At 53.8% G+C, this 23,968-nt stretch carries 22 protein-coding genes, 3 pseudogenes and 2 other annotated features; of the genes and pseudogenes, 11 read left to right on the forward strand and 14 right to left on the reverse strand.

Features of this window, described 5'->3' with window-relative positions; translation table 11 throughout:
* Window positions 1-206 (reverse strand): annotated as a pseudogene (locus NM10_RS05440) (transposase); the annotation flags it as partial.
* 456 nt (window positions 207-662) lie between these two features.
* On the opposite strand from NM10_RS05440, the pseudogene NM10_RS14485 reads away from it, so the two are divergent.
* The 4 genes and pseudogenes from NM10_RS14485 to NM10_RS05455 form a co-directional block, all read left to right on the forward strand.
* Window positions 663-1,034, forward strand: a pseudogene (locus NM10_RS14485) (EamA family transporter); the annotation flags it as partial.
* 136 nt (window positions 1,035-1,170) lie between these two features.
* Window positions 1,171-1,563: a DMT family transporter gene (locus NM10_RS14490; RefSeq protein WP_239639625.1), complete on the forward strand. Its 393-nt coding sequence runs from the start codon at window positions 1,171-1,173 to the stop codon at window positions 1,561-1,563.
* Window positions 1,564-1,635: 72 nt separating this feature from the next.
* Entirely contained in the window at window positions 1,636-2,523 is an 888-nt protein-coding gene (locus NM10_RS05450; RefSeq protein ID WP_020310595.1) for a radical SAM protein, read from the forward strand.
* A 23-nt stretch (window positions 2,524-2,546) separates the two neighbouring features.
* Window positions 2,547-3,173: a hypothetical protein gene (locus NM10_RS05455; RefSeq protein ID WP_020310596.1), complete on the forward strand. Its 627-nt coding sequence runs from the start codon at window positions 2,547-2,549 to the stop codon at window positions 3,171-3,173.
* Between the two features lie 266 nt (window positions 3,174-3,439).
* Here the strand turns inward: NM10_RS05455 and NM10_RS05460 are convergent, their stop codons facing one another.
* From NM10_RS05460 to NM10_RS05475, 4 genes are all read right to left on the reverse strand, one after another.
* Complete coding sequence (locus tag NM10_RS05460) at window positions 3,440-3,952, reverse strand: GGDEF domain-containing protein (RefSeq protein ID WP_071601832.1); 513 nt, start codon at window positions 3,950-3,952, stop codon at window positions 3,440-3,442.
* Entirely contained in the window at window positions 3,949-4,224 is a 276-nt protein-coding gene (locus tag NM10_RS05465) for a hypothetical protein (protein WP_020310598.1), read from the reverse strand. The genes NM10_RS05460 and NM10_RS05465 overlap by 4 nt, the downstream gene beginning before the upstream one ends.
* A gap of 50 nt (window positions 4,225-4,274) precedes the next feature.
* Window positions 4,275-4,649 (reverse strand): hypothetical protein, encoded by a 375-nt coding sequence (locus NM10_RS05470; protein WP_036243785.1) that lies wholly within the window; start codon window positions 4,647-4,649, stop codon window positions 4,275-4,277.
* Window positions 4,650-4,720: 71 nt separating this feature from the next.
* On the reverse strand, window positions 4,721-5,722 hold the full coding sequence (locus NM10_RS05475) for a bile acid:sodium symporter family protein (protein ID WP_020310600.1): 1,002 nt from the start codon (window positions 5,720-5,722) through the stop codon (window positions 4,721-4,723).
* Window positions 5,723-5,808: 86 nt separating this feature from the next.
* Window positions 5,809-6,058: a binding site (T-box leader), on the reverse strand.
* A 198-nt stretch (window positions 6,059-6,256) separates the two neighbouring features.
* Here NM10_RS05475 and NM10_RS05480 point away from each other — a divergent pair.
* Genes NM10_RS05480 through NM10_RS05500 form a run of 6 tightly spaced genes read left to right on the forward strand, consistent with a single transcriptional unit; the run spans window position 6,257 to window position 11,926 of the window.
* On the forward strand, window positions 6,257-7,249 hold the full coding sequence (locus NM10_RS05480) for an HlyD family efflux transporter periplasmic adaptor subunit (protein ID WP_239639626.1): 993 nt from the start codon (window positions 6,257-6,259) through the stop codon (window positions 7,247-7,249).
* 20 nt (window positions 7,250-7,269) lie between these two features.
* Window positions 7,270-9,036, forward strand: coding sequence for an ATP-binding cassette domain-containing protein (locus NM10_RS05485; protein WP_020310602.1), 1,767 nt, complete (start codon window positions 7,270-7,272; stop codon window positions 9,034-9,036).
* Window positions 9,033-10,148: an ABC transporter permease gene (locus NM10_RS05490; RefSeq protein ID WP_020310603.1), complete on the forward strand. Its 1,116-nt coding sequence runs from the start codon at window positions 9,033-9,035 to the stop codon at window positions 10,146-10,148. Before NM10_RS05485 ends, NM10_RS05490 begins: the two co-directional genes overlap by 4 nt.
* The gene (locus NM10_RS14980) at window positions 10,148-10,654 is read left to right on the forward strand and encodes an ABC transporter permease (protein ID WP_256378958.1); all 507 of its coding nucleotides are present in this window, start codon (window positions 10,148-10,150) and stop codon (window positions 10,652-10,654) included. Before NM10_RS05490 ends, NM10_RS14980 begins: the two co-directional genes overlap by 1 nt.
* Complete coding sequence (locus NM10_RS14985) at window positions 10,593-11,264, forward strand: ABC transporter permease (RefSeq protein ID WP_256378959.1); 672 nt, start codon at window positions 10,593-10,595, stop codon at window positions 11,262-11,264. The genes NM10_RS14980 and NM10_RS14985 overlap by 62 nt, the downstream gene beginning before the upstream one ends.
* 14 nt (window positions 11,265-11,278) lie before the next feature.
* A complete protein-coding gene (locus NM10_RS05500) occupies window positions 11,279-11,926 on the forward strand; it encodes a TetR/AcrR family transcriptional regulator (RefSeq protein WP_020310604.1) in 648 nt (215 codons plus the stop codon).
* A 12-nt stretch (window positions 11,927-11,938) separates the two neighbouring features.
* On the opposite strand, the gene NM10_RS05505 is transcribed toward NM10_RS05500, so the two are convergent.
* The 9 genes and pseudogenes from NM10_RS05505 to folP form a co-directional block, all read right to left on the reverse strand.
* Window positions 11,939-12,514, reverse strand: coding sequence for a uracil-DNA glycosylase family protein (locus NM10_RS05505; protein WP_020310605.1), 576 nt, complete (start codon window positions 12,512-12,514; stop codon window positions 11,939-11,941).
* Window positions 12,515-12,746: 232 nt separating this feature from the next.
* Window positions 12,747-13,423: pseudogene (locus NM10_RS05510) on the reverse strand (DUF554 domain-containing protein).
* Window positions 13,424-13,671: 248 nt separating this feature from the next.
* Window positions 13,672-14,682, reverse strand: coding sequence for a bile acid:sodium symporter family protein (locus NM10_RS05515; protein ID WP_020310608.1), 1,011 nt, complete (start codon window positions 14,680-14,682; stop codon window positions 13,672-13,674).
* A 125-nt stretch (window positions 14,683-14,807) separates the two neighbouring features.
* On the reverse strand, window positions 14,808-16,460 hold the full coding sequence (ilvD, locus tag NM10_RS05520) for a dihydroxy-acid dehydratase (RefSeq protein WP_020310609.1): 1,653 nt from the start codon (window positions 16,458-16,460) through the stop codon (window positions 14,808-14,810).
* 16 nt (window positions 16,461-16,476) lie between these two features.
* Window positions 16,477-16,980, reverse strand: a complete 504-nt coding sequence (gene ilvN / locus NM10_RS05525) for an acetolactate synthase small subunit (protein ID WP_020310610.1) — start codon at window positions 16,978-16,980, stop codon at window positions 16,477-16,479.
* Window positions 16,977-18,674, reverse strand: coding sequence for a biosynthetic-type acetolactate synthase large subunit (ilvB, locus tag NM10_RS05530; protein ID WP_020310611.1), 1,698 nt, complete (start codon window positions 18,672-18,674; stop codon window positions 16,977-16,979). Before ilvB ends, ilvN begins: the two co-directional genes overlap by 4 nt.
* A 145-nt stretch (window positions 18,675-18,819) precedes the next feature.
* Window positions 18,820-19,830 carry a ketol-acid reductoisomerase gene (gene ilvC / locus NM10_RS05535; RefSeq protein WP_020310612.1) on the reverse strand — a complete coding sequence of 337 codons (1,011 nt, stop codon included), beginning with the start codon at window positions 19,828-19,830 and terminating at the stop codon, window positions 18,820-18,822.
* A gap of 94 nt (window positions 19,831-19,924) precedes the next feature.
* Window positions 19,925-20,166: a binding site (T-box leader), on the reverse strand.
* Window positions 20,167-20,307: 141 nt separating this feature from the next.
* Window positions 20,308-21,543, reverse strand: coding sequence for an ATP-binding protein (locus NM10_RS05540; RefSeq protein WP_020310613.1), 1,236 nt, complete (start codon window positions 21,541-21,543; stop codon window positions 20,308-20,310).
* A 117-nt stretch (window positions 21,544-21,660) separates the two neighbouring features.
* Window positions 21,661-22,488 carry a dihydropteroate synthase gene (gene folP, locus NM10_RS05545; protein WP_020310614.1) on the reverse strand — a complete coding sequence of 276 codons (828 nt, stop codon included), beginning with the start codon at window positions 22,486-22,488 and terminating at the stop codon, window positions 21,661-21,663.
* A 272-nt stretch (window positions 22,489-22,760) separates the two neighbouring features.
* On the opposite strand from folP, the gene NM10_RS05550 reads away from it, so the two are divergent.
* Window positions 22,761-23,963 carry an ATP-binding protein gene (locus NM10_RS05550; protein WP_020310615.1) on the forward strand — a complete coding sequence of 401 codons (1,203 nt, stop codon included), beginning with the start codon at window positions 22,761-22,763 and terminating at the stop codon, window positions 23,961-23,963.
* The last annotated feature ends 5 nt before the right edge of the window (window positions 23,964-23,968 follow it).

Consider the following 23,968-nt stretch of genomic DNA (forward strand, 5'->3'; position numbering starts at 1 on the left):
GSCTGCAACAAGCCATAGTTTTCATTTTCCTTGCAAATGGGGTAATTTTCTTCGTACCGCAAGAATTGATGAGTATCGAAGTAATGCTGCCGAATCGTATAGACCGCTACATTGTACAGGTTATTGCTGTATTGGCACATTTCCCGGAGCATGGTATAATCTTGTTTCGACAAGCCGCGGATGACATTCGATTGCGTCAAGTACATTTGGGATTCACCTCCTCTGTTATCTACCATTATACCGTAGCCGAAGTGAAAAGGCTAAGACAGGAAAGACATAGGTGGATTTCGCAGGCATCGAACCTGCGAAATCCATCGCCATTGATGCCCCTACCTAAGAGGAAGGAGTCTTCTGGCGAAACTGTGATAAAAAAAGCGCTGTCGCGATGCGACAGCGCCTTTTTTTAGTGGTTAGTAGCTAGTGGCTAGGGGTTAGCGGAGGTTTTTAAATTTAAAGTCATCTTCTACAAACTATAAACTACATACTACAAACTATAAAGTGAAAAGGACCTCGCATGATGACAAGCCCCTTTTTCGACAGCGGGCGCCCTACGTGGCGCTCCTACAGGGAATACCGCTTGAAAGCGGTATTCCCTTGCACCCCTTCCTCACCTCGTGTATACTTAGGATAATATGATTGCCCCAGGCAGAGGAGGTCTTAGTATGACAAAAACGCAGCATGGTATTGTGGCTTGTGTCATCGGTGCGACGACGTGGGGGTTCAATGGCGTTGTCAGTCAGTTCCTGCTCTCTCATTATCCTGTCGAGCCGTCCTGGCTGGCGTCGATACGCATGTGCCTGGCCGGGTTGTTCCTGACGCTCATGGTACTGCCGACGAAGCGGGCCGAGATACGCCAGATGCTGCATGACCCGGTCAGTCTGCGCCACTTGGTCCTGTTTGCCCTATTCGGCCTCATCTTGAGCCAGTTCTCGTATTTATCGGCCATAAAGAACTCGAACGCCGGCACGGCGACGGTCCTGCAGACCCTGAGTGTCGTCCTCATGTCGCTCTATTTAGCCGTCCGCTTCCATAAACGGCCGACAGGGCGGGAAATCCTGTCGGTCTTCCTGGCCTTTGGCGGCGTCTACCTGGCTGCGACCAACGGCACCCCGTCGACGATGGTCATTTCTCCGTTAGGCCTGACCTGGGGCCTCATCGGCGCCATCGCCTGTGTCACCCTATCCTGTCCTGTCCCAGGGGCTGGCAGCTCATTGGGGAGCGGCCGTTGCCAACGGCCTGGGCATGATCATCGGCGGCGTTTTTCTCAGTCTGACCCTGCAGGTCTGGACGGTCTGGCCCGCATTGGACCTGACGGGCTGGCTGGCTGTTGCCTTTATCGTCATCATCGGCACGGCCCTGTCTTTTGCGGCTTTTGTCACGGGTATCAGTGAAATCGGGCCGATGAAGGCGACTCTCCTGGGCACGCTGGAACCGGTCGTCGCTTCAGTGACTTCGGCCATCGCCTTGGGTACGACGTTCCATACGGTTGAACTCATCGGCTATGCCTGTATCATCGCTACGGTCTTCATTATCATCTTGCAGAAGAAACCAGCTATTTCGTAATACGTACTTTTCGTGTATAATAAGAGATGAATGAATAATGTTTTTTTCATCTTTTGAGAAAGGTGTGTTACTATGATTATTGATGATGCCGGCGGCCTCGTCTTCCGCCCGCCCAGTGAAGCCCGCAGCTTCATCCTGCGCGTTACTATCGGCTGTTCCCACAATACCTGCCGTTTCTGCGATATGTACAAAGCGTCTAAATTCCGCATCCGTCCCATGGAAGAAATAGAAGGGATCATCGAGCGCGGCGCCTATGCCATGCCCTTCATCCGCCGGATTTTCCTGGCTGATGGCGATGCCCTGGTCCTGCCGACGGACAAACTCGTAGCTATCATGCAGAAATGCTACGAAAAATTCCCCAATCTGAACCGTATCGGTGCCTATGCGACTCCGGCTGACCTGGTCCGCAAGACGCCGAAAGAATTGAAGCGCCTCCGCGAAGCGGGCCTGGCCATCGTCTACATGGGCATTGAAAGCGGAGACGACGAAGTCTTGAAACTCGTCGATAAAGGGACGACGGCAGCCCTGACCATCGAAGCCGGGAAAAAAGCCCTGGCAGCAGGCATGAAGCTGTCGACGATGATTCTCCTCGGTCTGGGCGGCCAGGAACGGACCAAGGAACATGCCCTGCATACGGCCCAGGTCGTATCGGCCATCAACCCGACTATGCTCAGCGCCTTGTCGCTCATTATTCCCCGCGAAGTACCGCTCTACCAGGATGTCGTCAATGGAACGTTTACCCCCCTGACAGCGCGGGGCTTCCTCCAGGAACTGGACATGATCCTGCGCCATACGGAAATGACCAAGCCCTGCATCTTCCGCAGTAACCACGTTTCCAATCTCCTGCCTGTCGGCGGCACCCTGCCGATGGATAAGGAAAAAATGCTGGCCACTTTGGAACGCTACATCCCGCAAGTCGACGACACGCTGCCGCTCTTAAACGATAACGGCAATTTCTGATTTTTTGCTGGAGGTGTTGCCTCGTGAAAAAACTCTGTCTTTTGCTCTTCTTCTGCATCCTGTCGATTACAACGGTCTTTGCCGACGGCCCGCGCTTCAATAACATGCGCACTGTCGTCATTGCCGATACGACACAGGACAGCTACGCCGCCCGTTTCATGAAAAACCGGCTGAAACAGCCGTTCCGCATCCCCTACTGGGACCGCATCGAAACGGATACGGCTCTGTCGCCGTCTGACGTCAACATCGACACGATGCGCGCCCTTTCGGCCCAGTATAAAGCCGACGTCGTCCTGGTCCCCGTCGTCCAGACCTGGTACTGGCGGCAGCACATGGCCGGGCTCTGGCGCTATGATGATGACGAAATCATCACGGAATGTCTCTATCACCTGACGGTATACGCCTACGATAAGCGGACCGATACCTTCAAGAGCTACAGCGACAAAGGCCGTGAAATCGAATCGGCATCTATCCTGAACGACCCCAAGGAAATCCTGACGGAATCTATGGACCGCATTATGAAAAAGCTGCCCTATAAGCGCATCCCGACGGATATCGAAGACGTCGCAACGGTTGGAACGTCCTTGCAGACCAAAACCACCGAAGGCGGGGCTAAAATACTGACCAACACCTTCCCGCAGGTCATTTGAGGTTAGGGATTAGTGGCTCGTGGTTAGTGGCTCGTAAAAAAAGGGGCTGTCGCATGTGCGACAGCCCCTTTTTGTGTTGTAGGGGCGACCCGTGGGGCGCCCGCTCCGGTATATGTACGATGTCCCAATCAGCTTGCTAGGAAAACCATCCAAATCCCTAGCGGGTCGCCCACGGGCGACCCCCACAAACTTTCATTCATGCAAACGACACACATTCTTGTGGCGGGCTCGCCACGTGCGAGCCCCTACGTTAGAATGCTACTTTTTTATGAACTTTTATCTATAAGGTTTCCTATTTCATGCAGGCTGATTTCTGCTTTTTGGTCATCGAAGGGTTCGCAGTGGATGCGGTTGCGGCCGGCTTCTTTAGCCTGATAGAGGAAATGGTCGGCTAAGGCGAACATTTTCCGCAGGTCGACAGCGCCCTGGCAGAGGCCCCACGTATAGCCGCCGCTCATCGTCGGCTGGCGGGTCAAATCGTCAAAGGGCAAGTCCTTCAAGTGCCGCTGGAACCGCTCTACATCGTCCTGGAACGAAGGTTGATTCCGAAATGACAAAATCAGGAATTCATCGCCTCCATAGCGGTAGACACAATCATCCGGGAAGATATGGCACAAAAGCCGGCTGATGCCGGACAGGATATCATCGCCGAGTACATGGCCATAAGTATCATTGAAAAATTTAAACCGGTCGATGTCGCAAATCATGACACAAATCGTCTGTCCTAAATACTGTTCAAAATCTTCCCGCAGGGCTTCGCGGTTCAGCAGCCCGGTCAGCTCATCGGTCCGGCTCCGCTGGTAAAACTCTCTTCATTACTGGACCGGAGGTGCATGCGTATCTGGGCAAAAGCCAGGGCCAGATGGCGCCGCGAAAAGATGATGACCAGACAAACCAGATAAAAGAGGACGATATCGTATTGGTCCTGCCAGGCAATCTGATGACCTGTCATGGCGATGACGGCAAAGGTCGTGACCAGATTGACGGCGACGATGGGAAACAAAACCTTGAGGTTATCGTAAATGGGCAGCAAATAGACCATGATGAGCATGAGCAGGTATTCAAAGAAGAAACTGCTCCCGTCCTGGGTGCTGAAAAAAGTCAGGCACGCCAGGATGAATTGATGAACAAAAAGATATAGACCAGATTTTCTAATATCTTTTCATTGCGGACCGCTCCGTGCAGACATCGGTAGAAACCGGCAAAAAAGAGGACATTGACGCTAAAAATGATTCCATAGACTGCCGTTGCATTGATAGCCGGCAAGACGGCTCCGGCTGCATTGGGCGCATACGTACCGATGACCCCGGTCAGGGCGATGATGCACAGGAGGCAGGAAATGAAACTGCAGGCATAGAGATTATCCCGTATTTTCCGTTTCCTGAATTCCGGATCCGCCAAAATAGCCTGGATATCACCAAATGGCCCATGAAATATTTTATGTACATGTTTTCGTAAATATATAACAAATCTCATGAAAAAGCCCCCATTTGTCTATACTTATAGTATCAAAACAAATGAGGGCTTGCAAGTTTTACTCGATGACCTCAATGACTGCCCGGTACGGCTTCCATGAGCGTTTCGGCCTGAGCCTTCGCTTTTTCTTTGGTTTCATGAGCATCCATGTGGCGGGCAAAGATGCCGGCCAGGATAGAACCCGTTACCTGATGGATAGCCGCTCCGACGGCTGCCGGAATGGCGACGGCCGGGGCAAAGAAGACCGATACCAGCGAAATGGCCAGGGCGTCGTTCTGCATGCCGACTTCCAACGTGACCGAGTGCTGCTGTTTCTTGCCCAAGCCCAGCTTGCCTGTAACGAAATAGCCGATGAGGAAGCCGCCGAGATTGTGCAGGAGGACCATGAGGATGATGAAGATACCCATGTCCAGGATTTTAGCGCCATTGATGGCAATGACGCCGCCGACGATGACCAGGACGCCGAAAGCCGAAACGAGGACCAGGACCTTCGACAGGGAGGCAATATGTTTTTCTCCCATCAGGCGATGCGTCAATAAGCCGAGGATCAAGGGAACCAGGATGACTTTCATGACTGTCATGGCCATAGCCATAAAGGAAACTTCGACCCATTGGCCGGCCAGGCCCCAGACGATAAAAGGCATCATAATCGGCGCCAGCAAGGTCGAACACGTCGTAATGGAAACGGACAGGGGTACATCGGCCTTGGCCAGGAAGCCCATGACATTTGACGCCGTCCCGCTGGGACAGGAGCCGAGGAGGATCATGCCGACGGCGATTTCCGGCGGCATTTCAAAGGCCAGGACCAGGGCATAGGCCAAGAGGGGCATAATCGTATAGTGAGCCGTACAGCCGATGAGGACTTCCTTCGGCCGCTGGACGATCAATTTGAAATCCCGGGCATGGAGCGTCATACCCATACCGAACATGATGACGCCTAACAAGAGGACCGTATGAGGAACCGCCCAGAGAAAGGCATTGGGCATGAAATAAGCCCAGATGACGACGAGAAAGACGATATACGTCAAATTCTTCCCAACAAAACCGCTCAACTTTCCAATGAAATCCATCATAGTCACGCACATCCTTTCTAAAATAAGACCTGACAAATACAAATACGCAAACGGTTTTGATGGAGCAAAAAAAAACTTTGCCTCTAAAAAGAGACAAAGTATTCACTCTGCGGTACCACTCTCATTGTCGTAATGACCACTTTTCCAGCATCTCCGGGACAGCCCATGTAATGCCTGGCAAGGTAACGGTTGCCTGCCGGCTGCGTCTACTAGCAAAATACGTTCGGGCAGCAGCTCCTGGACGACTTCACGCCGGGATTCCATCCTGCCTCTCAGCCGCCAGCAGGTCTCTGTCATGGTTTCCCAAACATTACTATTTCCATTCAACACTGTTTTGTATTTGTTGAGGCCTATTATACCGTGTCGCTCCCGTGAAGTCAATAAGCTTTTAAGTTAGTTGTACGTTTTACCGTCAAAAATTTACATATGTCATGGTCATCTTTTCTATATTTTATAGTTGAAATTTGAATTTGAATTATATATAATAGAAAGAGAAAATTCTGCTAATCTGCATACCGTCCTAAGAAAGAAGGAATGTCCATGCTCTCCGCTTCCCTGCAAGCCCATAAGAAACAGCTCTTCATTTTCATCATCCTCCTGGCCGCTGCCGCTGGGGCCTGGTGCTACTGGCAGCAGCCTAAAGCAGCGCCGCTTACGCTCCATGGCAATGTCGATGTCCGTCAGGTTTCGCTCACATTCAATGCCAGTGAACGCATCGCCTCGATGAATGTCGAAGAAGGCGACCGTGTCCACCAAGGGCAGGTCCTGGCTACGCTCAATACGACGCCCCTAAAATTGACGATTGCCCGCTGCCAGGCGCAAATCGCCCAGCAGGAAGCCGTCGTCGCTAAGATGAACAACGGCTCGCGGCCCGAAGAAATTGCCGAAGCAGCGGCTTCCGTCCAATCGGCTCAGGCCGAAGCGGATAATGCCGCCGCCGATTATCAGCGCATGAGTACGCTCTATGCCGGCGACGCCATCAGCAAGCAGACCTTGGATGCAGCGGAAGCCAAGGCCAAATCGACAGCGGCTACCCTGGCCCATGCTCAGTCGGCCCACGACCTGGCCAGCAACGGCTATCGCCAGGAAGACATCGACGCCGCACAGGCACAGCTCCAGTCCCTGCAGAACGAACTGCAGACCGCCCAGTATAACCTGAGCCAGGCCACTCTCGTCGCCCCGCAGGACGGCGTCATCCGCTCGCGCCTCGTCGAACCGGGCGACATGGCCTCACCGTCGACACCGGTCTATACGCTCAGCCTGGATACGACCAAGTGGATCCGGGCCTACATTTCGGAAGATAAACTGGGAAAAATCCACGAAGGCCAGTCGGCAACGGTCACTATCGACAGCGTCGACACGCCCTTGACGGGCCAGGTCGGTTACATTTCCGACACGGCAGAGTTTACGCCGAAATCCGTGGAAACCGATGACCTCAGGACATCCCTCGTCTATGAAGTCCGGATTTACGTCACCGACCCCGACAACGTCCTGCGCCTGGGCATGCCGGCGACAGTCACCTTCTGAGGCAGAAAGGAAGGATTCCCATGACGAACTGTCAGCCTGCATCGACCTCCCCAGCCCTCGAGGCCCAGGGGATCGTAAAACAATTCATCCGCCCTGGTCAGTCCAGTCCGGTCACGGCTTTATCAGGGGTTTCACTGACCGTCCGCACCGGGAGTCTGACGGCCATCATCGGCCCTGACGGGGCTGGCAAGACGACTTTCATGCGCCTCGTCTGCGGCCTGTTGAAAAGCGATGCCGGCAGCCTGTCGGTCCTGGGTATGGACGTGGCCAGCCATCCTCAGGCCGTCCAGGACCATATCGGTTATATGCCCCAGGAATTCGGTCTCTATGAAGACCTGTCGGTCCAGGAAAACCTGGACCTCTACGCCAACCTCCACGCGGTCCCTCAAGCCGTGCGCCAGGAGCGCTTCAAGAAACTGCTCGACCTGACCGGTCTGAGCCCGTTCACGAAGCGCATGGCCGGCAAGCTCTCTGGCGGTATGAAGCAGAAATTGGGGCTGGCCTGCACCCTCGTTTCCATGCCGCCGCTACTGCTCCTCGACGAGCCGACAGTCGGCGTCGACCCCCTATCGCGGCGGGAACTGTGGCAAATCCTCGACACCCTGTCGGCGTCGGGGTCCCTGACCATCCTGGTCGCAACGGCCTACCTGGAAGAAGCCGAACACTGCCACGACGTATACATCCTGCATAAAGGGCATATCCTGGCCCAGGGCGCACCGGACACGCTCTGCCACTATGCCCAGGGCCGCTGTTATGTCGTCAGGCCGCCGGAAAATGTCCCACCGCGGCTCATACAGGCTGCCCTCATCGACGAAACGGAAGCCGTAGCCGATGCCGTTCCCGAAGGCGGGGCCGTCCGTTTCAGTCTGACGCCCCAGGCCAGCCTGAAGGACCTCGCCCTGCCCGGCCTGACAGTAACGGCCGTCCCGGCCAGACTGGAAGATAGTTTCATGAGCCTCCTGCGCCAGCAGGAACCGTCCCTTCCCTCCCACTACAGCCGCCCCGATATGACTGCTGCCAAAAGAGTAGAAACAGGACGGAAAATCATCGAAGTCCGGGACATTGTCCGCCGCTTCGGCGATTTCATCGCCGTCAATCATACGTCGTTCAGCGTCTACGAAGGGGAAATCTTCGGCCTCCTCGGCCCGAACGGAGCCGGGAAATCGACGACGTTCCGCATGCTCTGCGGCCTGCTTCCCGTATCGTCCGGCCAGATTTCCGTAGCCGGCGTCAACCTGCGAACCGCCCGAGCCCAGGCCAGGGCCCATATCGGCTACGTAGCGCAAAAATTCTCCCTCTACACGACGCTGTCCGTCGAAGAGAACCTCCGCTTCTTCGGCAGTGCCTACGGCCTGCGCGGCCGCCGGCTGGACCAGCGCATCGAAGCGGTCATCGAAGAATTCGATTTGTCCGGCTTCCGCCATATGCCGGCCGGCAGCCTTCCTGGCGGCTACAAACAACGCCTGTCCATGGCAGCGGCCCTGCTCCACGAACCACCTATCCTCTTTCTCGACGAACCGACAAGCGGCATCGACCCGCTGGCCCGCCGTCTCTTCTGGCGGCAGATCACGGACCTGTCGGCCAAGGGGACGACGATCATCGTCACGACACATTTCATGGAAGAAGCCGAATACTGCGACCGCATCATGATACAGGACCGGGGGCAGCTCATCGCCATCGGCACGCCGTCGGCCATCCGGAAACAGGGCGGTAATAGTCCGACTATGAATGACGCCTTCATCCATATCGTCGAGTCCGGCCGCCATCATCAGGAGGTATCGTCATGAACCTGCATCGTTTTCTCGCCTTATGTCATAAAGAATTCTGTCAGATGCTGCGCGACCCCAGCAGCTTCCTCATCGGCATCGTCATCCCTCTCATGCTCATCATCCTCATGGGATCCGGCCTATCCCTCGATGTCAAGGACCTGCCCGTCGCCGTCGCCCTGGAAGACAGCTCGCCGACGGCCCGCAGCACCCTTCACTTCCTCGACGGCTCGCCATATTTCTCACCGCACTACGTATCTTCCATAAGTGAGGCCGCCGCCCTGATGGATGCCCGCCAGGCCGATGCCATCATCGTCATCCCGCCGGATTTCACGGACCGCCTGGAACAAGGCCATGCGACGGTGCAGGTCCTCTTGTATGGCATCGATGCGACGACGGCCAATGCGGCCAATACCTATATTTCCAGCGGCTTCCAGGCCTGGCAGGCCGCTTGGGCCAAAAGCCACGGCGCAGCGTCCCGGACGGGTACGATTACACTGGTGTCGCGGCAATGGTTCAACGACGCCAATACGAGTTCATGGATGTTCATCCCCGGACTCATCGTCATCGTCATGACCCTGGTCGGCGTCTTCCTGACCTCCCTGGTCATGGCCCGGGAATGGGAACGGGGCACACTGGAATCCCTCTTCGTCACACCCGTCCGGCCGCTGGAAATCATTGCCGCCAAAATGATACCCTATTTCTGCATCGCCCTGGTCGGCCTTGTTCTCTGCCTCGTCGCCGCTTATTACGGCTACGGCGTGCCCATGCACGGGTCTCTGGCCTTGATTCTTCTATCATCTATTGAATACATCTTCGTCGCCATCGGCATGGGCCTCACCATTTCGTCGCTGACCAAGAACCAGTTCCTGGCCTGCCAGATGGCCCTGGTCGTCAGCCTGCTCCCGACGATCATGCTCAGTGGTTTCCTCTTTGACCTGCGTAGCGTACCGACAGCCATTGCCGTCATCGGCCACGTCCTGCCAGCGACGTATTATATGGAATTGATGAAATCCTTGTTCCTGGCCGGCACGACGGGGCCCCTGGTCATCAAGGACTGTGCCATCCTCGGCGCTTATGCCGTATTCTTCGTTTTCCTGTCCCTGCGCGTCACCAAAAAGGGGGTTGCCTGATGGACACATTCCGACTGACTTTTTATAAAATCTACCAGCTCATCGTCAAAGAACTGCTGACGACCTTGAAAGACCCGAAGAGCCGTGTCATCCTGGTCATCCCCGTCCTCGTCCAAGGACTCCTATTTGGGTATACGGCGACGTATAACCTCGACAATGTACCGTATGCCCTCGTCGATGAAGACCACAGCCGGGAATCGGCCGATTTCATCGCCCATCTCGATGGGACCGGCATCTTCCAGCGCGTCCAGACCTTGTCGTCGACACAGCAGATCGCCCAAGCCATCGACAGCGGCGAGGCCATGATCGTCATTACCATCCCATCGGACTTTGCCCGCCGACTGAACAGCGGCCAGGAAGCGCCGATCCAGACGGTCACCGACGGACGCAATCCCATGACAGCCGGCCTGGCGGCCAGTTATGCTGCCTCTATCAGTCTCAGCCATGAATGTCCAGCGAATCGGCCATCAGCCACTCATCGAAATCCGTTCGCGCATCTGGTATAACCCCAATAACATTACACGCCGCATGTTCCTGCCATCGCTCATCCCCATGCTGGCCTTGACACAGGTCCTCATCCTGGCCGGCCTCTCCGTCGCCAGGGAACGGGAAAATGGCACCTTCGACCAGCTTCTGGTCACGCCGCTGACGCCGCCAGAAATCCTCATCGGCAAAGCCGTGCCGCCTATCCTCATCGGCCTCGTCCAGGCGACGCTCATGTTGTGCATCGCCGTGTTTTGGTTTAAAATACAATTAGTCGGTTCCCTGGCCGCTCTCTACCTTACGATTTTCATTTTCCTCGTAAGTTGTGTCGGCCTGGGCCTGTCGATTTCAGCCGTAGCCAAGAACATGCAGCAAGTCATGGTATACTGTTTCTTATTCCTCATGCCCATGATACTCCTGTCAGGACTGGCGACACCAGTCCGCAACATGCCGCAGGTCCTGCAGTACGTGACCTATATCAATCCCATGCGCTTTGCCATCGAAGCCATACGCCGCATCTACCTGGAAGGCGCCGGTATCCCTGTAATTGCCTATACTTATCTGCCCATGCTGGCCGTTGCCGCCGTCACCCTGCCCCTGGCTGCCTGGCTGTTTCGCCATAAATTATCATAGAAAGAGGGATTGCTATGCCTCATAAAGCGCCTGTGACGTCGAGCCGCGAAGACGGCCGGGAAACAAAAGCACGCATCATCGAAGCTGCAGGCCCGCTCTTTGCCCAACACGGCTACGACGGTACGACAAGTAAGGAAATCTGCCAAAAAGCTGGTGTCAATATGGCGGCTGTCAACTATCACTTCGGCAGCCGCGACGGCCTGTACGTCGCCGTCCTCGAAGAAGTCCAGGATTACCTGGTCAATGTGGACGTACTCAAAAAACTGGCGCAGCAAGAAGGCTCGCCGCGCCAGAAATTAGAACGTTTTGTCGATTATTTTATAGAAGATGCCTTTCGCCGCAACGACTGGCACGTCCGCGTCTGGATCCAGGAACTCCTGCACCCGTCGCCGTACATTCAGAATATCATTTCCCAAAAGGGCCTGCCCAAATTCTACGTATCCTCAGGCGTCCTGCAGCAGGCCTTGGGCTATGACACGGCGGATATCGGATTTTACAGTGCCTACCTCAGCCTCATCGCGCCGTTCACCCTGGCCTTCCTGGCCCAGAACAGCCCGGTCATCAAGGCTCTGCCCGTCCACTATCCAAAGGAAGAATTCATCCAGCACTTAAAGAAAAACTTCTTCAAGACTCTCGATGCCTTGACGGTTCCCAAAACGTAGTGCCTGGCTGATTTACGGGAGTACAGACCGGACCCGATTCTGGAGCTCCGGCACGACGTCGGCCTCGAACCAGGGATTCTTGGCCTGCCAGCGGAAGTTGAGCGGACTGGGATGAACGATGGGGAAATAGTCCGGCAAGTAAGCCTGATAATTCCGCACAGTCTCCGTCAGGTTGCGTTCCGTCCGGCCTTTCAAATAATAGTCGATGGCGTACTTGCCGACGAGGATGGTCAGTGCCAGGTCCGGCATGAGTTGCAGAATTTCACGATGATATTCCTGGGCGATGAACCGTCTCGGCGGTTTGTCGCCCGTTTTGGCTTTGCCCGGATAGTAGAAATCCATAGGCATAATGGAAATGGCCGGCGAATAGAAAGTCTGGCTGTCAATGCCCATCCAGGCCATCAGCTTTTCACCGGACTTGTCATGGAAAGGAATCCCCGATTCTTCGACCTTCTTGCCCGGAGCCTGACCGATGATCAAGATTCTCGCTTTCTCGTGGATCTGAAAAATAGGACCGATGCCGCGGGCCGTATACGACGCGTTCCGTTCGTCCGTTTTTAATTGATCAATGATCTCCTGCAAATGCATAAAAACGCCTCCTAAATGGTAAAGAGCCTGCCATGATACACGAATAAGCTGTGGTCGAACATCACCACGGGCCTCCCTGGCCGGGACGGCCCCTACGTAGGCGGCAGATAGCCGCGTTATTTTTCATCGCCTGTATGCGATGCCGTAGGGGACGCCTGTCTAAGGCGTCCCGCCGTGAATCCTGTAAATGATTGGAATATATGACAAGTGGCACATTGTCGTAATACCATCATCAGACGATTAAATGATAATAAATAATAGGTATGAATAGGGCTGGCAGGAAATCGGCTACTTTCAGCTTCGTCAACTGGAACATGTTGAGGGCAATACCCAGGATCATGACACTGCCGACGGCATTCAATTCCCGGATGACATCGGGCGTCATGAGGGGCATGATGAAGGTCGCCAACAGATAGAAAAAGCCTGATAGATGAAGAGGACGATGCCGACGGGAACGACGCCCAAGCCGTAAAGGGTCCCAAAAATGAAAGAAGACGTAAAGTCCAGGGCGCTCTTGAAATAGAGAAGGTCATGACTCCCCAGGGCCGCCTGGATAGGGCCGAGGATGGCCATGGCGCCGATGACCTGCATGATGGATAAGGTGACGAAGCCCCGGACGAACCGCGAATCATCGCCGTGGCCCATGCGTTTCTTGAGGAATTCGCCGAAGCGGTTCATGCCATCTTCGATGCCGATAGCCGTCCCGACGAGGGTACCGATAATCATGCTAGCCAATACGAGGAGCAGATTCTGGCTCTGGACGGCTCCTTGTATGCCCATGATGGCGACGCACAGAGAAATGACACCAAAAATGGCCTTGGTAAAGCGCTCCGGTATGCCGCGCTTCAAAAGAAATCCCAGCAATGCCCCTAATGACGACGTCACGGCATTGACGATGACAGCGAACATGTACTTTCCCCCTGACAAGTGAATTTGTATCCATTATAGCAGAAAAAAGGCGCTGTCGCACGAAGACAGCGCCTTTTTTTAGCAGTTAGCAGCTAGCCGTTAGCAGTTAGTGGATGGCTTTGAATTTAAAGGCTTTCTATGTAAACTACAAACTCCATACTATAAACTATAAAGAGAATGGGAGCGCACATGATGGCAGAAGCCTTCGTGCGATAGTCTCTTTTAGCAGTTAGTGGATGGAATCGAATTTAATGGGCTGCTGTGGGCGATACGCTGGCAGCGGCTTTCTGGTCGGTTTCGTAGTTGGAGTCGAAGCGTTTGTTCAGGTAGTTGACGTAGAGATAGGCCAAGACGGCACCGGAGATGTTGTGCCATGCACTGAAGACGGCACCGGGGACGCCGGCCATGGGCAGGGATGCAAAGTGTGCTTTGGCCAGGCCCGTTGCTAAGCCGGAATTCTGCATGCCGACTTCGATGGACAAGGCGACCATTTTCTTCCAGCTCATGCCGCAGAGATGGCCGATAAAGAATCCCAGGGCATAGCCCAGGCAGTTGTGCAGGATGACGACCAGCAGGATGATGCCCGAACTGTTGAGGATAGCATCGCGGCTGGCTCCGATGATGCCGGCGATGAGGAAGGAAATAGCCAGGGCCGAAACAGCCGGCAGGTAATCCGCAGCCGTATCAGCCAGCTTCGGCAGGAAGCTCTTGACGATGAGGCCCAGAGCGATGGGGACGATGACGATCTGCAGGATCGATAAGAACATGCCGACCGGGTCAAAGGAGATGCGCTGACCGATGATGAGATACGTCAAAAGCGGCGTCATGATCGGCGAAATTAACGTCGATACACTGGTCATCGTGACCGACAGGGGTACGTCGCCTTTGCTCATGAAGGTGATGACATTAGACGATGTACCGCCCGGGCAGGTCCCGACGAGGACGACGCCAACCGTCAGGGCCGGGTCGAGCTGGAAAATCGTCGAAAGGACGTAGGCCAGGAAAGGCATGACGAAATACTGGGCGCAGGCGCCAAAAAAGACATCTTTCGGCCGCTTGAGGACCAGGGCGAAATCGTGGACGCTCATGGTCATGCCCATGCCGAACATGATGACGCCGAGGAGGACGGAGAGAACGGAAATGCCGCCCACCTTGCCGAGGACCCAAGAAAAGCTCGTCGGCAGGGTCATGCCGATGATGAGGAAGATGACGGCGATGACGCCGAAATATTTACCGATAAGGGCACAGACTTTTTTCATGATGAATACCTCTTTTTAAAACAATATGTTTATAAGTCCAAAAAAAAGGAACCTCCTGCCCCGATGGGGATTCTCCGCCATTCCGAAGAGGCCCGGCCAGGGCAAGAGGCTCGTTGAAAGACTAATTATTTCATGACAGCGCCGGTATTGGCAGACGTGACGAGTTTCGCATAGCGGGACAAGTAACCGGTCTTGACCTTCGGTTCCGGCTGCTTCCATTCAGCTTTGCGTTTTGCCAATTCTTCATCGCTGACTTCCAGTTCCAATTTACGGTTGGGAATGTCGATGGAAATAGTGTCTCCGTCGTGGACCAGGGCCAGGGGGCCGCCTTCCATAGCTTCCGGCGAGATGTGGCCGATGCAGGCGCCGCGGCTGGCACCGCTGAAGCGGCCGTCAGTCAGGAGGGCGACTTTCAGGCCCATGCCGGTGATGACAGCTGTCGGGTTGAGCATTTCACGCATGCCCGGACCGCCTTTCGGGCCTTCGTAGCGGATGACGACGACGTGGCCTTCTTTGATTTCACCGCCGATGATAGCGGCAATAGCAGCTTCTTCCGAGTCATAGCATTTGGCCGTACCTTTATAGACCAGGAGGTCCGGTTCGACGGCACTTTCCTTGATGACCGAGCCGAGAGGCGCCAGGTTGCCTTTGAGGACGGCAATGCCGCCTTTATGCATATAGGCGTTTTCTACGGAATGGATGACGTCGTGGTTGAGGATCTTCGCATCTTTGATGCGGTCGCCGACCGTGCCGGTAATGGTCTTGGCGTCGGTGTGGATGAGGCCCAATTTGGAGACCTCTTTCATGACAGCGCAGATGCCGCCGGCTTCATCGAGGTCCTGCATATGATACGTGCCGCCAGGGCTCATCTTGCAGATATAGGCTGCTTTACGGCTGATTTCGTCGAATTCATCGAGCGAGAGGTCGACGCCGGCTTCGTGGGCGATGGCCGGTAAATGGAGGGCCGTGTTGGTCGAACCACCGATAGCCATGTCGACGGCAATGGCGTTTTCAAAGGCTTCCAGGGTCATGATGTCGCGCGGCTTGATATCTTTGCGGACCAAATCCATGACGACCTGGCCGGCTTTCTTAGCCAACATGCGGCGCAGGCCCGTATAGGCAGCGGGAATGGTGCCGTTGCCGGGAAGGCCCATGCCGAGGACTTCGGTCATGCAGTTCATGGTGTTGGCTGTGAACAAGCCGGAACAGGAACCGCAGCCCGGGCAGGCCTGGAATTCCATCTGGTGCATTTCTTCCGGTGTCATCTGGCCCGATTCGACTTTGCCAGCGGCTTCAAACATGGTGCTGACGCTGATGTTCTTGCCGTTGTGACGGCCGGCGAGCATGGGGCCGCCGCTGACGACGACTGTCGGGATGTTGAGGCGGCCGGCAGCCATGAGCATAGCCGGGACGATTTTATCGCAGTTCGGGATGAGTACCAGGCCATCAAAGGCATGAGCTGTCGCTACGGCTTCAATGGAGTCACAGATCAGTTCACGGCTGGACAAGGAAAAGCTCATGCCGCGATGACCCATGGCGATACCGTCGCAGACGCCGATGGACGGGAATTCAATCGGTGTACCGCCGGCAGCGGCAACGCCGAGCTTGACTGCTTCGGCAATATCGCGCAAATGGATATGGCCGGGAATGATTTCATTGAAGGCATTACAGATACCGATCAACGGTTTCTGCAAATCTTCATCGCTATAGCCCATAGCATGGAATAACGTACGATGGGCGGTTCGGGTAACGCCCTTTTTAACAACATCACTGCGCATGGTATTCATCCTTTCTCTACATATCCTTGACGGCCATTTCGCCGCGGGACAGGGAAATCTGCCCGGTCCGGGCGATTTCAATAATATCATAATCTTTCAGCATTTCCAAAAGAGCCTCGATATGGTCTTCCCGGCCTGTCAGGCGCAGGACCAGGGAACGGCGCTGGACGTCGACGATCTTGGCGTTGAAGAGCTGGGCGATATTGGTCAGTTCTTCGCGGGTCTGCGGCGTCGGGCTCTGGACTTTGATCATCGCCAGTTCATAGCTGATGAACGGCGCATCGTCGAGGTTGACGACTTTGATGACGTCGATGAGCTTGGCCAGCTGGTTGACGGCCTGGTCGAGTTCCCAGCGGTTTTCAACGGAAACGACGATGTTGATACGCGTTACGTCAGCTTCTTCCGTATAACCGGCATTGATACATTCAATATTAATGGCTCTGCGGCTGATCAGGCCGGCGACGTGCGTCAGGACGCCCGGTTTATTGTCGCAGAGAATAGCGAGATGTTGTCTCATCATTTCCCTTCACCTCCCAATACCATCTGGTCCAGGCGCTTGCCGCCGGGAACCATGGGATAGACATTTTCATCAGCCGGGATGAAGACGTCGAGCAGTGCCGGCCCTTCCGTCTTGAACAGGGCTTCTACGGCTTTAGCCAGGTCTTCCGGCTTATGGACGGCCGTCCCGGGAACCCCCATGGACGCGGATACGGCTGTCAAATCGGGGTTATCCCCAATCAGCGATTCAGCGCAGTGGCCGTTGTAGAACAAGCGCTGCCACTGGTTGACCATGCCCAGGACGTTGTTGTGGAGGACGATGGTCTTGACATCGACGCCATATTTATGAAGAGTGGCGAATTCCTGGCAGTTCATCATGATACTGCCGTCGCCAGTGAATAAGACGACTTTCGACTTGGGACAGCCCAGCTTGGCACCGAGGGCAGCCGGCAGGCCATAGCCCATAGTACCCAGACCGCCAGAGGTAACGAAGCGGCGGGGCTTATTCAAATCGAAGAACTGAGCTGCCCACATCTGGTGCTGGCCGACGTCGGTAACGACGATGGTGTCGTCGTCGGTCCACTTCTGGACCTCTTCAAAGAGCTTCTGCGGCGAAACGGCATCGGGAAGGTCCCGCGTGGCAAAGGGATGAGCGGCCTTCATATCGAGGACGAAAGTCCGCCATTCACCATAGCGGTCCGCCAGATGCGTTTCATGAGCTGCCAGCTTTTCGTCGAGGAGCGGCAGGGACCAGCGGAGGTCGCCGTTGACGCTGATGTCGGCGTGGACGATTTTATTGATTTCTACTTTATCGATATCGAAGTGGACGATCTGCGCGTTCGGCGCGAAATTTTCGACGTCGCCAGTGACGCGGTCATCGAATCGGGCGCCGATGGCGACCAGGAGGTCGCATTTCGTAACGGCCATATTGGCAGCGTACGAGCCATGCATGCCGACCATGCCCAGGTGGGCGTCATACGTATCGGGGACGCAGCCCTTGCCCATGAGGGTCGTGACGACAGGGACATGCATCTGCTGGACGATGTGCTTCAAGCGGTCCGACATGTTGGAAAGGACGACGCCGCCACCGGTGAGGATGACCGGGCGCTTTGCCTTTTCAATGGCTTCGACGGCGTGGTCGACATCGGCTTCATTGCCGACGTGATGGCCCTGGTAGCCGCGCAGATGGACTTCTTCGGGATATTCAAATTCAAAAGGTGTATCGAATACATCCTTGGCAATATCGACAAGGACCGGCCCGGGCCGGCCTGTGGTTGCGATGTAAAAGGCTTCTTTCAAGACCCGGGGCAATTCCTTGACGTTCTTCACTAAATAGTTGTGTTTCGTAATCGGCGTGGTAATACCGGAGATATCAGCTTCCTGGAAGGAATCGCGCCCGATAAGGGGCGTTGCTACCTGGCCGCTGATGACGACGAGGGGAATGGAATCCATGTTGGCCGTGGCAATGCCTGTAACCATGTTGCAGACGCCAGGACCGGACGTAGCAAAGCAGACACCGGGCTTGCCCGTAGCGCGGGCATAGCCGTCAGCGGCGTGGACAGCTCCCTGTTCGTGGCCTGTCAGGACATGGGGAAATTTGGCTTTATATAATTCATCATATAATGTCAGGACAGCCCCGCCGGGATAGCCGAAGACGACTTGTACCTGTTCACGTTTCAAGCATTCGATCACTGCTTGTGCTCCGGTCATTTTCATCTCATTCACCTCATCATAAAACATGACTCATACTTACAAAGAAGCTATTCTTCAATCAACCTGCTTCTTGGGTTTGATGTCTGAAGTTTGATGTTAAAAGTTATTTCCAACTTCAAACTCCAAACATCCAACTTCAAACTATGTCTTAGTCGTTCTGGTCGTTGTTGTGGAGCCACGGCATCATGGCACGGAGTTTTTCACCGACCTGTTCGAGCGGATGTTCCGCATGCTGACGGCGCATAGCCAGGAAGTGAGCGCGGCCGCCGGCTTTGTTTTCGAGGAGCCAATCTTTGGCGAAGGCACCGGACTGGATGTCGTTGAGGACTTCTTTCATGGCTTTCTTCGATTCCTGGGTTACGACACGCGGGCCAGCCGTGTAATCGCCGTATTCAGCGGTATCACTGATGGATTTACGCATCTTAGCCATGCCGCCTTCGTACATGAGGTCGACGATCAACTTCATTTCATGGAAGGTTTCAAAGTAAGCGATTTCCGGCTGATAACCAGCTTCGCAAAGGGTTTCAAAACCGTTGGTGATGAGCTGGCAGATGCCGCCGCAGAGGACTGCCTGTTCACCAAAGAGGTCTGTTTCTGTTTCTTCCTGGAAAGTCGTCTGGATGACGCCGGCACGCGTGCCGCCGATGCCGCGGGCATAAGCCAAAGCGAGGTCGAAGCATTTGCCGGAAGCATCCTGTTCGACAGCGAATACGTCGGGGACGCCGCCGCCTTCTACGAATGTACGACGGACGAGATGGCCCGGGCCTTTCGGAGCGACCATGAATACGTCGACATCAGCCGGCGGGACGATCTGTTTGAAGTGAACGTTGAAGCCGTGTGCAAAGGCGAGGGCACTGCCGGATTTCAAGTTCGGAGCGATTTCCGTTGCATATACGTCAGCCTGTTTTTCGTCCGGAATGAGGACCATCGTGACGTCAGCATCTTTGACAGCTTCAGCAACGGTCTTGACTTCGAGGCCGGCTGCTTTAGCTTTTTCAACCGATTTGCTGCCTTCATACAAGCCGACGACGACGTCGACGCCGCTGTCCTTGAGGTTCAATGCATGAGCATGACCCTGGCTGCCATAACCGATGACGGCAACTTTTTTGCCTTTCATAACGTCCCAATTTACGTCCTGATCATAAAATACTTTTGCCATAATAACATCTCTCCTTGTGAGTATAAAATAATTTATTCTCGTTGGGATTTAGAGATTCGTCGAAAGAGGCCAACAAAAAAAACTCCGCCCCTCACTGAGGGACGGAGTACTATTCCGCGATACCACCCTGATTCCCGGCGCATTACTGCAGCCAGGCTCTCTACAACGTACCAACATACGCGTTTCCTATAACGTGGAAAAATCGTCAGTGCTTAATCTTGCTTCAGCACTTCTCTTCGGGGATGATTTTCAATCGCCATTCATTACCGGCTCGCACCAGCCGCCGGTTCTCTGGGAATGTCCGGACGAACTACTCTTTCCCGTCATCAGATTTCACTATATGCTTTTGCGAGCCTTTATCGTTGTGGCCCGTTTGAAAAGCTTGAACACATTCTACAAAATGCCGTGCTGTTTGTCAATGCTTTTTTGGAATTTTTCCGAAAAAAGTTTGGTTAAACGTTTACTTGCCTAAGATTCTTAAGCCTTGCGATTGCCCAGATACCATTTCACAAACTGCTGAGCAATGCGGCCATTGCGGCCGGAATGTTCCATTTCCCAGCGGACGCCTTCGACACGAAGCTCTTCCGGGTCCAGGGTAATGCCGGCTTTTTTCAGCTCATGGGCGATGATCTGCAAGTATTCATCCTGCGTCGGCGCCGAGTAATGGAGGATGAGGCCGAAGCGGTCCGACAGGGAAATCGACTCGTTCGTGCTGTCATCGCGGTAGACTTCGTCCAGTTCGTCGTTGCGGTCGTGCCACGTTTCCTTCAAGAGGTGGCGACGGTTCGATGTTGCATAAATAAGCACGTTTTTCGGCTGTGGCGTGACGCCGCCGTCGATGGCCGACTTGAGGTATTTATACTCTTTTTCATTTTCATCGAAGGACAAATCATCCAAGAAGAGGATGAACTTCTTGCTGCCGATGTCGCCGAGTTTTTCCATGAGCTGCTGCAGATTGTGGAGCTGGCCGCGCTGGACCTGGATGAGGCGCAGGCCCTGTTCATGGTAGCGGCAGACCAGGGCTTTGACAGCCGTCGACTTGCCCGTCCCGCGGGAACCCGTCAAGAGGACGTTATTGGCCGCCCGGTCAGCCAGAAAGGCCGTCGTATTGGCCAGGAGCTTTTCTTTCTGAGCCGCATAGCCGATGAGGTCATCCCAGGCAAGATGGGGGAAATTCTCGATGCCTACGAGGTCCCCGTCTTCACCGATGCGGAAGGCCATGAACTGTGCCAGTTTGCCCCGGCCGTATACTGCATAATGATGCAGTAAGACTTTCGTCGCTTCTTCTGGCGTCGACGCTGCCATGAGGGCCGTTTCCAGGGTCTGGACATAGCCGTAAACTTTGGGGACAGCCGGTTCGTAGTTGTCGAGGAAATCGACGCCGAGGAAGTCGGAAGCGGCCTTTTGCAGATACGGCCAGAGCAGAGTCATATCCAAGAGCAGGGCCTTGGTCATGCCCGTGCCGGCCTTGCCCAACCGTTCAATGGCTTCGGCAGCGACCGTATCGCCTTCCCCCAAGAGATAGAGGAAATACTGGCGCAGGATATTGCCGCTGAGGCCCAGCTGTTCCGCCCGTTCCAAGAGGACCGCTGCCGCTTCATGCTTGCCAAAGGGATTATCCCCCTGTTCCTGGACGGCCAGCAGGGCCTTGATGACGGGATCCTGTAAAAAATTGCGGCATACGACGAGGCCGCGCAGACTTTTATTTTCCATGTAGAAACCTCCCTATCAGCTTATATACATTTGAGCCATTATACCGCCGCCAGGCCACGGCAGTCAAGGAAGTTCCGTCATATTTATACAGTAAAAGGTTTTACCTGACTAATTTATCTAACGCAGAGCATCGGCCATCTGGCACATGCGGACGATGGGTTTGACGTCATGGACGCGGACAATCGCGCAGCCGGCCAGGACGCCAGCGACACAGGTCGTCCCGGTCCCTTCCATCCGTTCCGTAACCGGCAGGTCGAGGATCTTGCCGATAAAGCCCTTGCGGCTCGTCCCCAGGAGCATGGGATACGGCAGGCCTGTCAGATCCCGCAAGTGCTTCATGACGTAGACATTCTGGTCAAAGGTCTTGCCAAAGCCGATGCCCGGGTCGGTGATGATCTGGTCCTGGCTCATGCCGGCCTGGTCTGCAATGATGGCCGAGCGGATGAAGAAGCGCTTCATATCCTCGATGATGTCGCCGTATTCTGTACCGTCCTGGTTATGCATGACGACGACAGGAACGCCGTATTTTGCGGCTACAGCGGCCATCTGTCCCGGTTCCGGCGCATACTGGAGGCCCCAGATATCATTCATGATATGGGCACCCGTACGCATGGCATAGTCTGCCGTTTCAGCCTTATACGTATCGACAGAAATGGGGACCGGGCAGGCTTTGACAAGGCGCGGCAAAATCGTTTCCAGCCGGGAAATCTCTTCGGCTGCCGAAATCGGCGTAAAACCCGGCCGTGACGATTCGGCGCCGATGTCGATGATATCCGCCCCTTCGGCTACCATTTCTTCCATGTGCTTCAAGGCTACATCGGCATTATTCCATTTCCCGCCATCAGAAAAAGAGTCAGGCGTATAATTGAGGACGCCCATGACCAGCGTCCGTTCCCCGACAGTCAGGGATTTTCCATCTTTCCAATGATAATGACGAACTTCCACAATAATTCCTCCCAACAAAAAAAGAGATAACGAAGGCGCCCAAAAGGACGCACAGTCGTTATCTCTAAAAAATCAAGTCCGTAACCTGTACGTTACCCGTTCATTATAGCAAAAGAAGCGTATCCTCACAAGTAAACGAAAAATCCAACTACTATACTAGTTAGAATTCCTATTTTCCATAATTCATACTAGTATAATAGTATGAATTATGGAAAACTGTAAAATATACTGGTATAATAGTATAAATAGTTTTTCAGAAAGGATGGGATACCATGATTCAGCGCGAATATTACATGAAACAAATCAGACCGTTCATTAACACGGATCTCATAAAGGTATTGACAGGAATACGCCGCAGCGGAAAATCAGTCATGCTGCAATTAATCCAGGAAGAACTATTATCTCAACAAGTCCGTCCTGATCAAATGATAAGCCTAAATTTTGAAGATTTGGCCAATCTCCCCTTGTGCCAACCCATGGCACTCTATCAATGGATTGCAGACAAAGCAGCTGCCATAAAAGGAAAAATATACATTTTTTTAGATGAAATACAAGAAGTGACGAATTGGGAACGGGTCATCAACTCCCTGCGTGTCGCTTTCGATGTCGATATTTATCTTACCGGTTCAAATGCTAAGCTGCTTTCTGGGGAACTTTCCACCTATTTAGCCGGCCGCTATGTTCAATTCGTCATTTATCCTTTTTCTTATCAAGAATTTATATTAGCAAATCAATTAGACGATACCCCGCAAGCCTTCCAAAAATACCTACTCTTCGGCGGGATGCCTTTCTTAATGAATCTCCATTTCCAAGAAGGCCCATCTCGTCAGTATTTGCAGGATATGTACAATTCCGTAATTTTAAAGGATATTGTCCAACGGAATAATCTGCGCGACGTCGATTTATTAGAGCGCATCATCGGATATGCCCTCAGCAGTATCGGCCACGTTTTCAGTGCTTCTAACATTACAAAATACTTGAAAAGTGAACATCGAAAAGTTTCCAACGATACCGTATTGAATTACCTGAATGCTTGTACAACAGCTTATTTATTCTATAAAATCCCCCGCCAAGATTTATTAGGGAAGAAACTGCTTTCTATCAATGAAAAGTACTATGTCGTTGACCATGGCCTGCGAGAAGCCGTATATGGCCACAATGCCCGCGATATCGACCAAATATTAGAAAACATTGTCTGCTTGGAATTATTGCGCCGCGGCTATACGGTAACGATTGGCAAAACAGGAAATTTTGAAGTCGATTTCATTGCCGAAAAAGGAAATCGAAAATGTTATGTCCAGGTCACATATTTACTCGCTTCACCAGAAACTATCGAACGCGAATTCCGTGTATATAAAGACATAAAAGACAATTATCCCAAATACGTCGTTTCTATGGACGAACTCGACTTTAGCCAGGATGGAATCCAGCACTATAATATTCGTAAATTTTTGCGACTCCCTCGTGATTATTAAATATG

It is taken from the genome of Megasphaera sp. NM10, from assembly GCF_000417505.1.
Lineage (GTDB): Bacteria > Bacillota > Negativicutes > Veillonellales > Megasphaeraceae > Megasphaera > Megasphaera intestinihominis.

Bases quoted from the DNA above. Each gene is read 5' to 3' on its own strand.
- NM10_RS05550 (WP_020310615.1), top strand. From the start codon at position 22,761: ATGATTCAGCGCGAATATTACATGAAACAAATCAGACCGTTCATTAAC.
- ilvN (WP_020310610.1), bottom strand. From the start codon at position 16,980: ATGATGAGACAACATCTCGCTATTCTCTGCGACAATAAACCGGGCGTC.
- NM10_RS05490 (WP_020310603.1), top strand. From the start codon at position 9,033: ATGAACCTGCATCGTTTTCTCGCCTTATGTCATAAAGAATTCTGTCAG.
- NM10_RS05475 (WP_020310600.1), bottom strand. From the start codon at position 5,722: ATGATGGATTTCATTGGAAAGTTGAGCGGTTTTGTTGGGAAGAATTTG.
- NM10_RS05540 (WP_020310613.1), bottom strand. From the start codon at position 21,543: ATGGAAAATAAAAGTCTGCGCGGCCTCGTCGTATGCCGCAATTTTTTA.
- NM10_RS05515 (WP_020310608.1), bottom strand. From the start codon at position 14,682: ATGAAAAAAGTCTGTGCCCTTATCGGTAAATATTTCGGCGTCATCGCC.
- NM10_RS05465 (WP_020310598.1), bottom strand. From the start codon at position 4,224: ATGCTCATCATGGTCTATTTGCTGCCCATTTACGATAACCTCAAGGTT.
- NM10_RS05485 (WP_020310602.1), top strand. From the start codon at position 7,270: ATGACGAACTGTCAGCCTGCATCGACCTCCCCAGCCCTCGAGGCCCAG.
- NM10_RS14985 (WP_256378959.1), top strand. From the start codon at position 10,593: ATGAATGTCCAGCGAATCGGCCATCAGCCACTCATCGAAATCCGTTCG.
- NM10_RS05500 (WP_020310604.1), top strand. From the start codon at position 11,279: ATGCCTCATAAAGCGCCTGTGACGTCGAGCCGCGAAGACGGCCGGGAA.
- NM10_RS05480 (WP_239639626.1), top strand. From the start codon at position 6,257: ATGTCCATGCTCTCCGCTTCCCTGCAAGCCCATAAGAAACAGCTCTTC.
- ilvC (WP_020310612.1), bottom strand. From the start codon at position 19,830: ATGGCAAAAGTATTTTATGATCAGGACGTAAATTGGGACGTTATGAAA.
- NM10_RS05505 (WP_020310605.1), bottom strand. From the start codon at position 12,514: ATGCATTTGCAGGAGATCATTGATCAATTAAAAACGGACGAACGGAAC.
- ilvB (WP_020310611.1), bottom strand. From the start codon at position 18,674: ATGAAAATGACCGGAGCACAAGCAGTGATCGAATGCTTGAAACGTGAA.
- NM10_RS05450 (WP_020310595.1), top strand. From the start codon at position 1,636: ATGATTATTGATGATGCCGGCGGCCTCGTCTTCCGCCCGCCCAGTGAA.
- NM10_RS14980 (WP_256378958.1), top strand. From the start codon at position 10,148: ATGGACACATTCCGACTGACTTTTTATAAAATCTACCAGCTCATCGTC.
- NM10_RS05470 (WP_036243785.1), bottom strand. From the start codon at position 4,649: ATGAGATTTGTTATATATTTACGAAAACATGTACATAAAATATTTCAT.
- ilvD (WP_020310609.1), bottom strand. From the start codon at position 16,460: ATGCGCAGTGATGTTGTTAAAAAGGGCGTTACCCGAACCGCCCATCGT.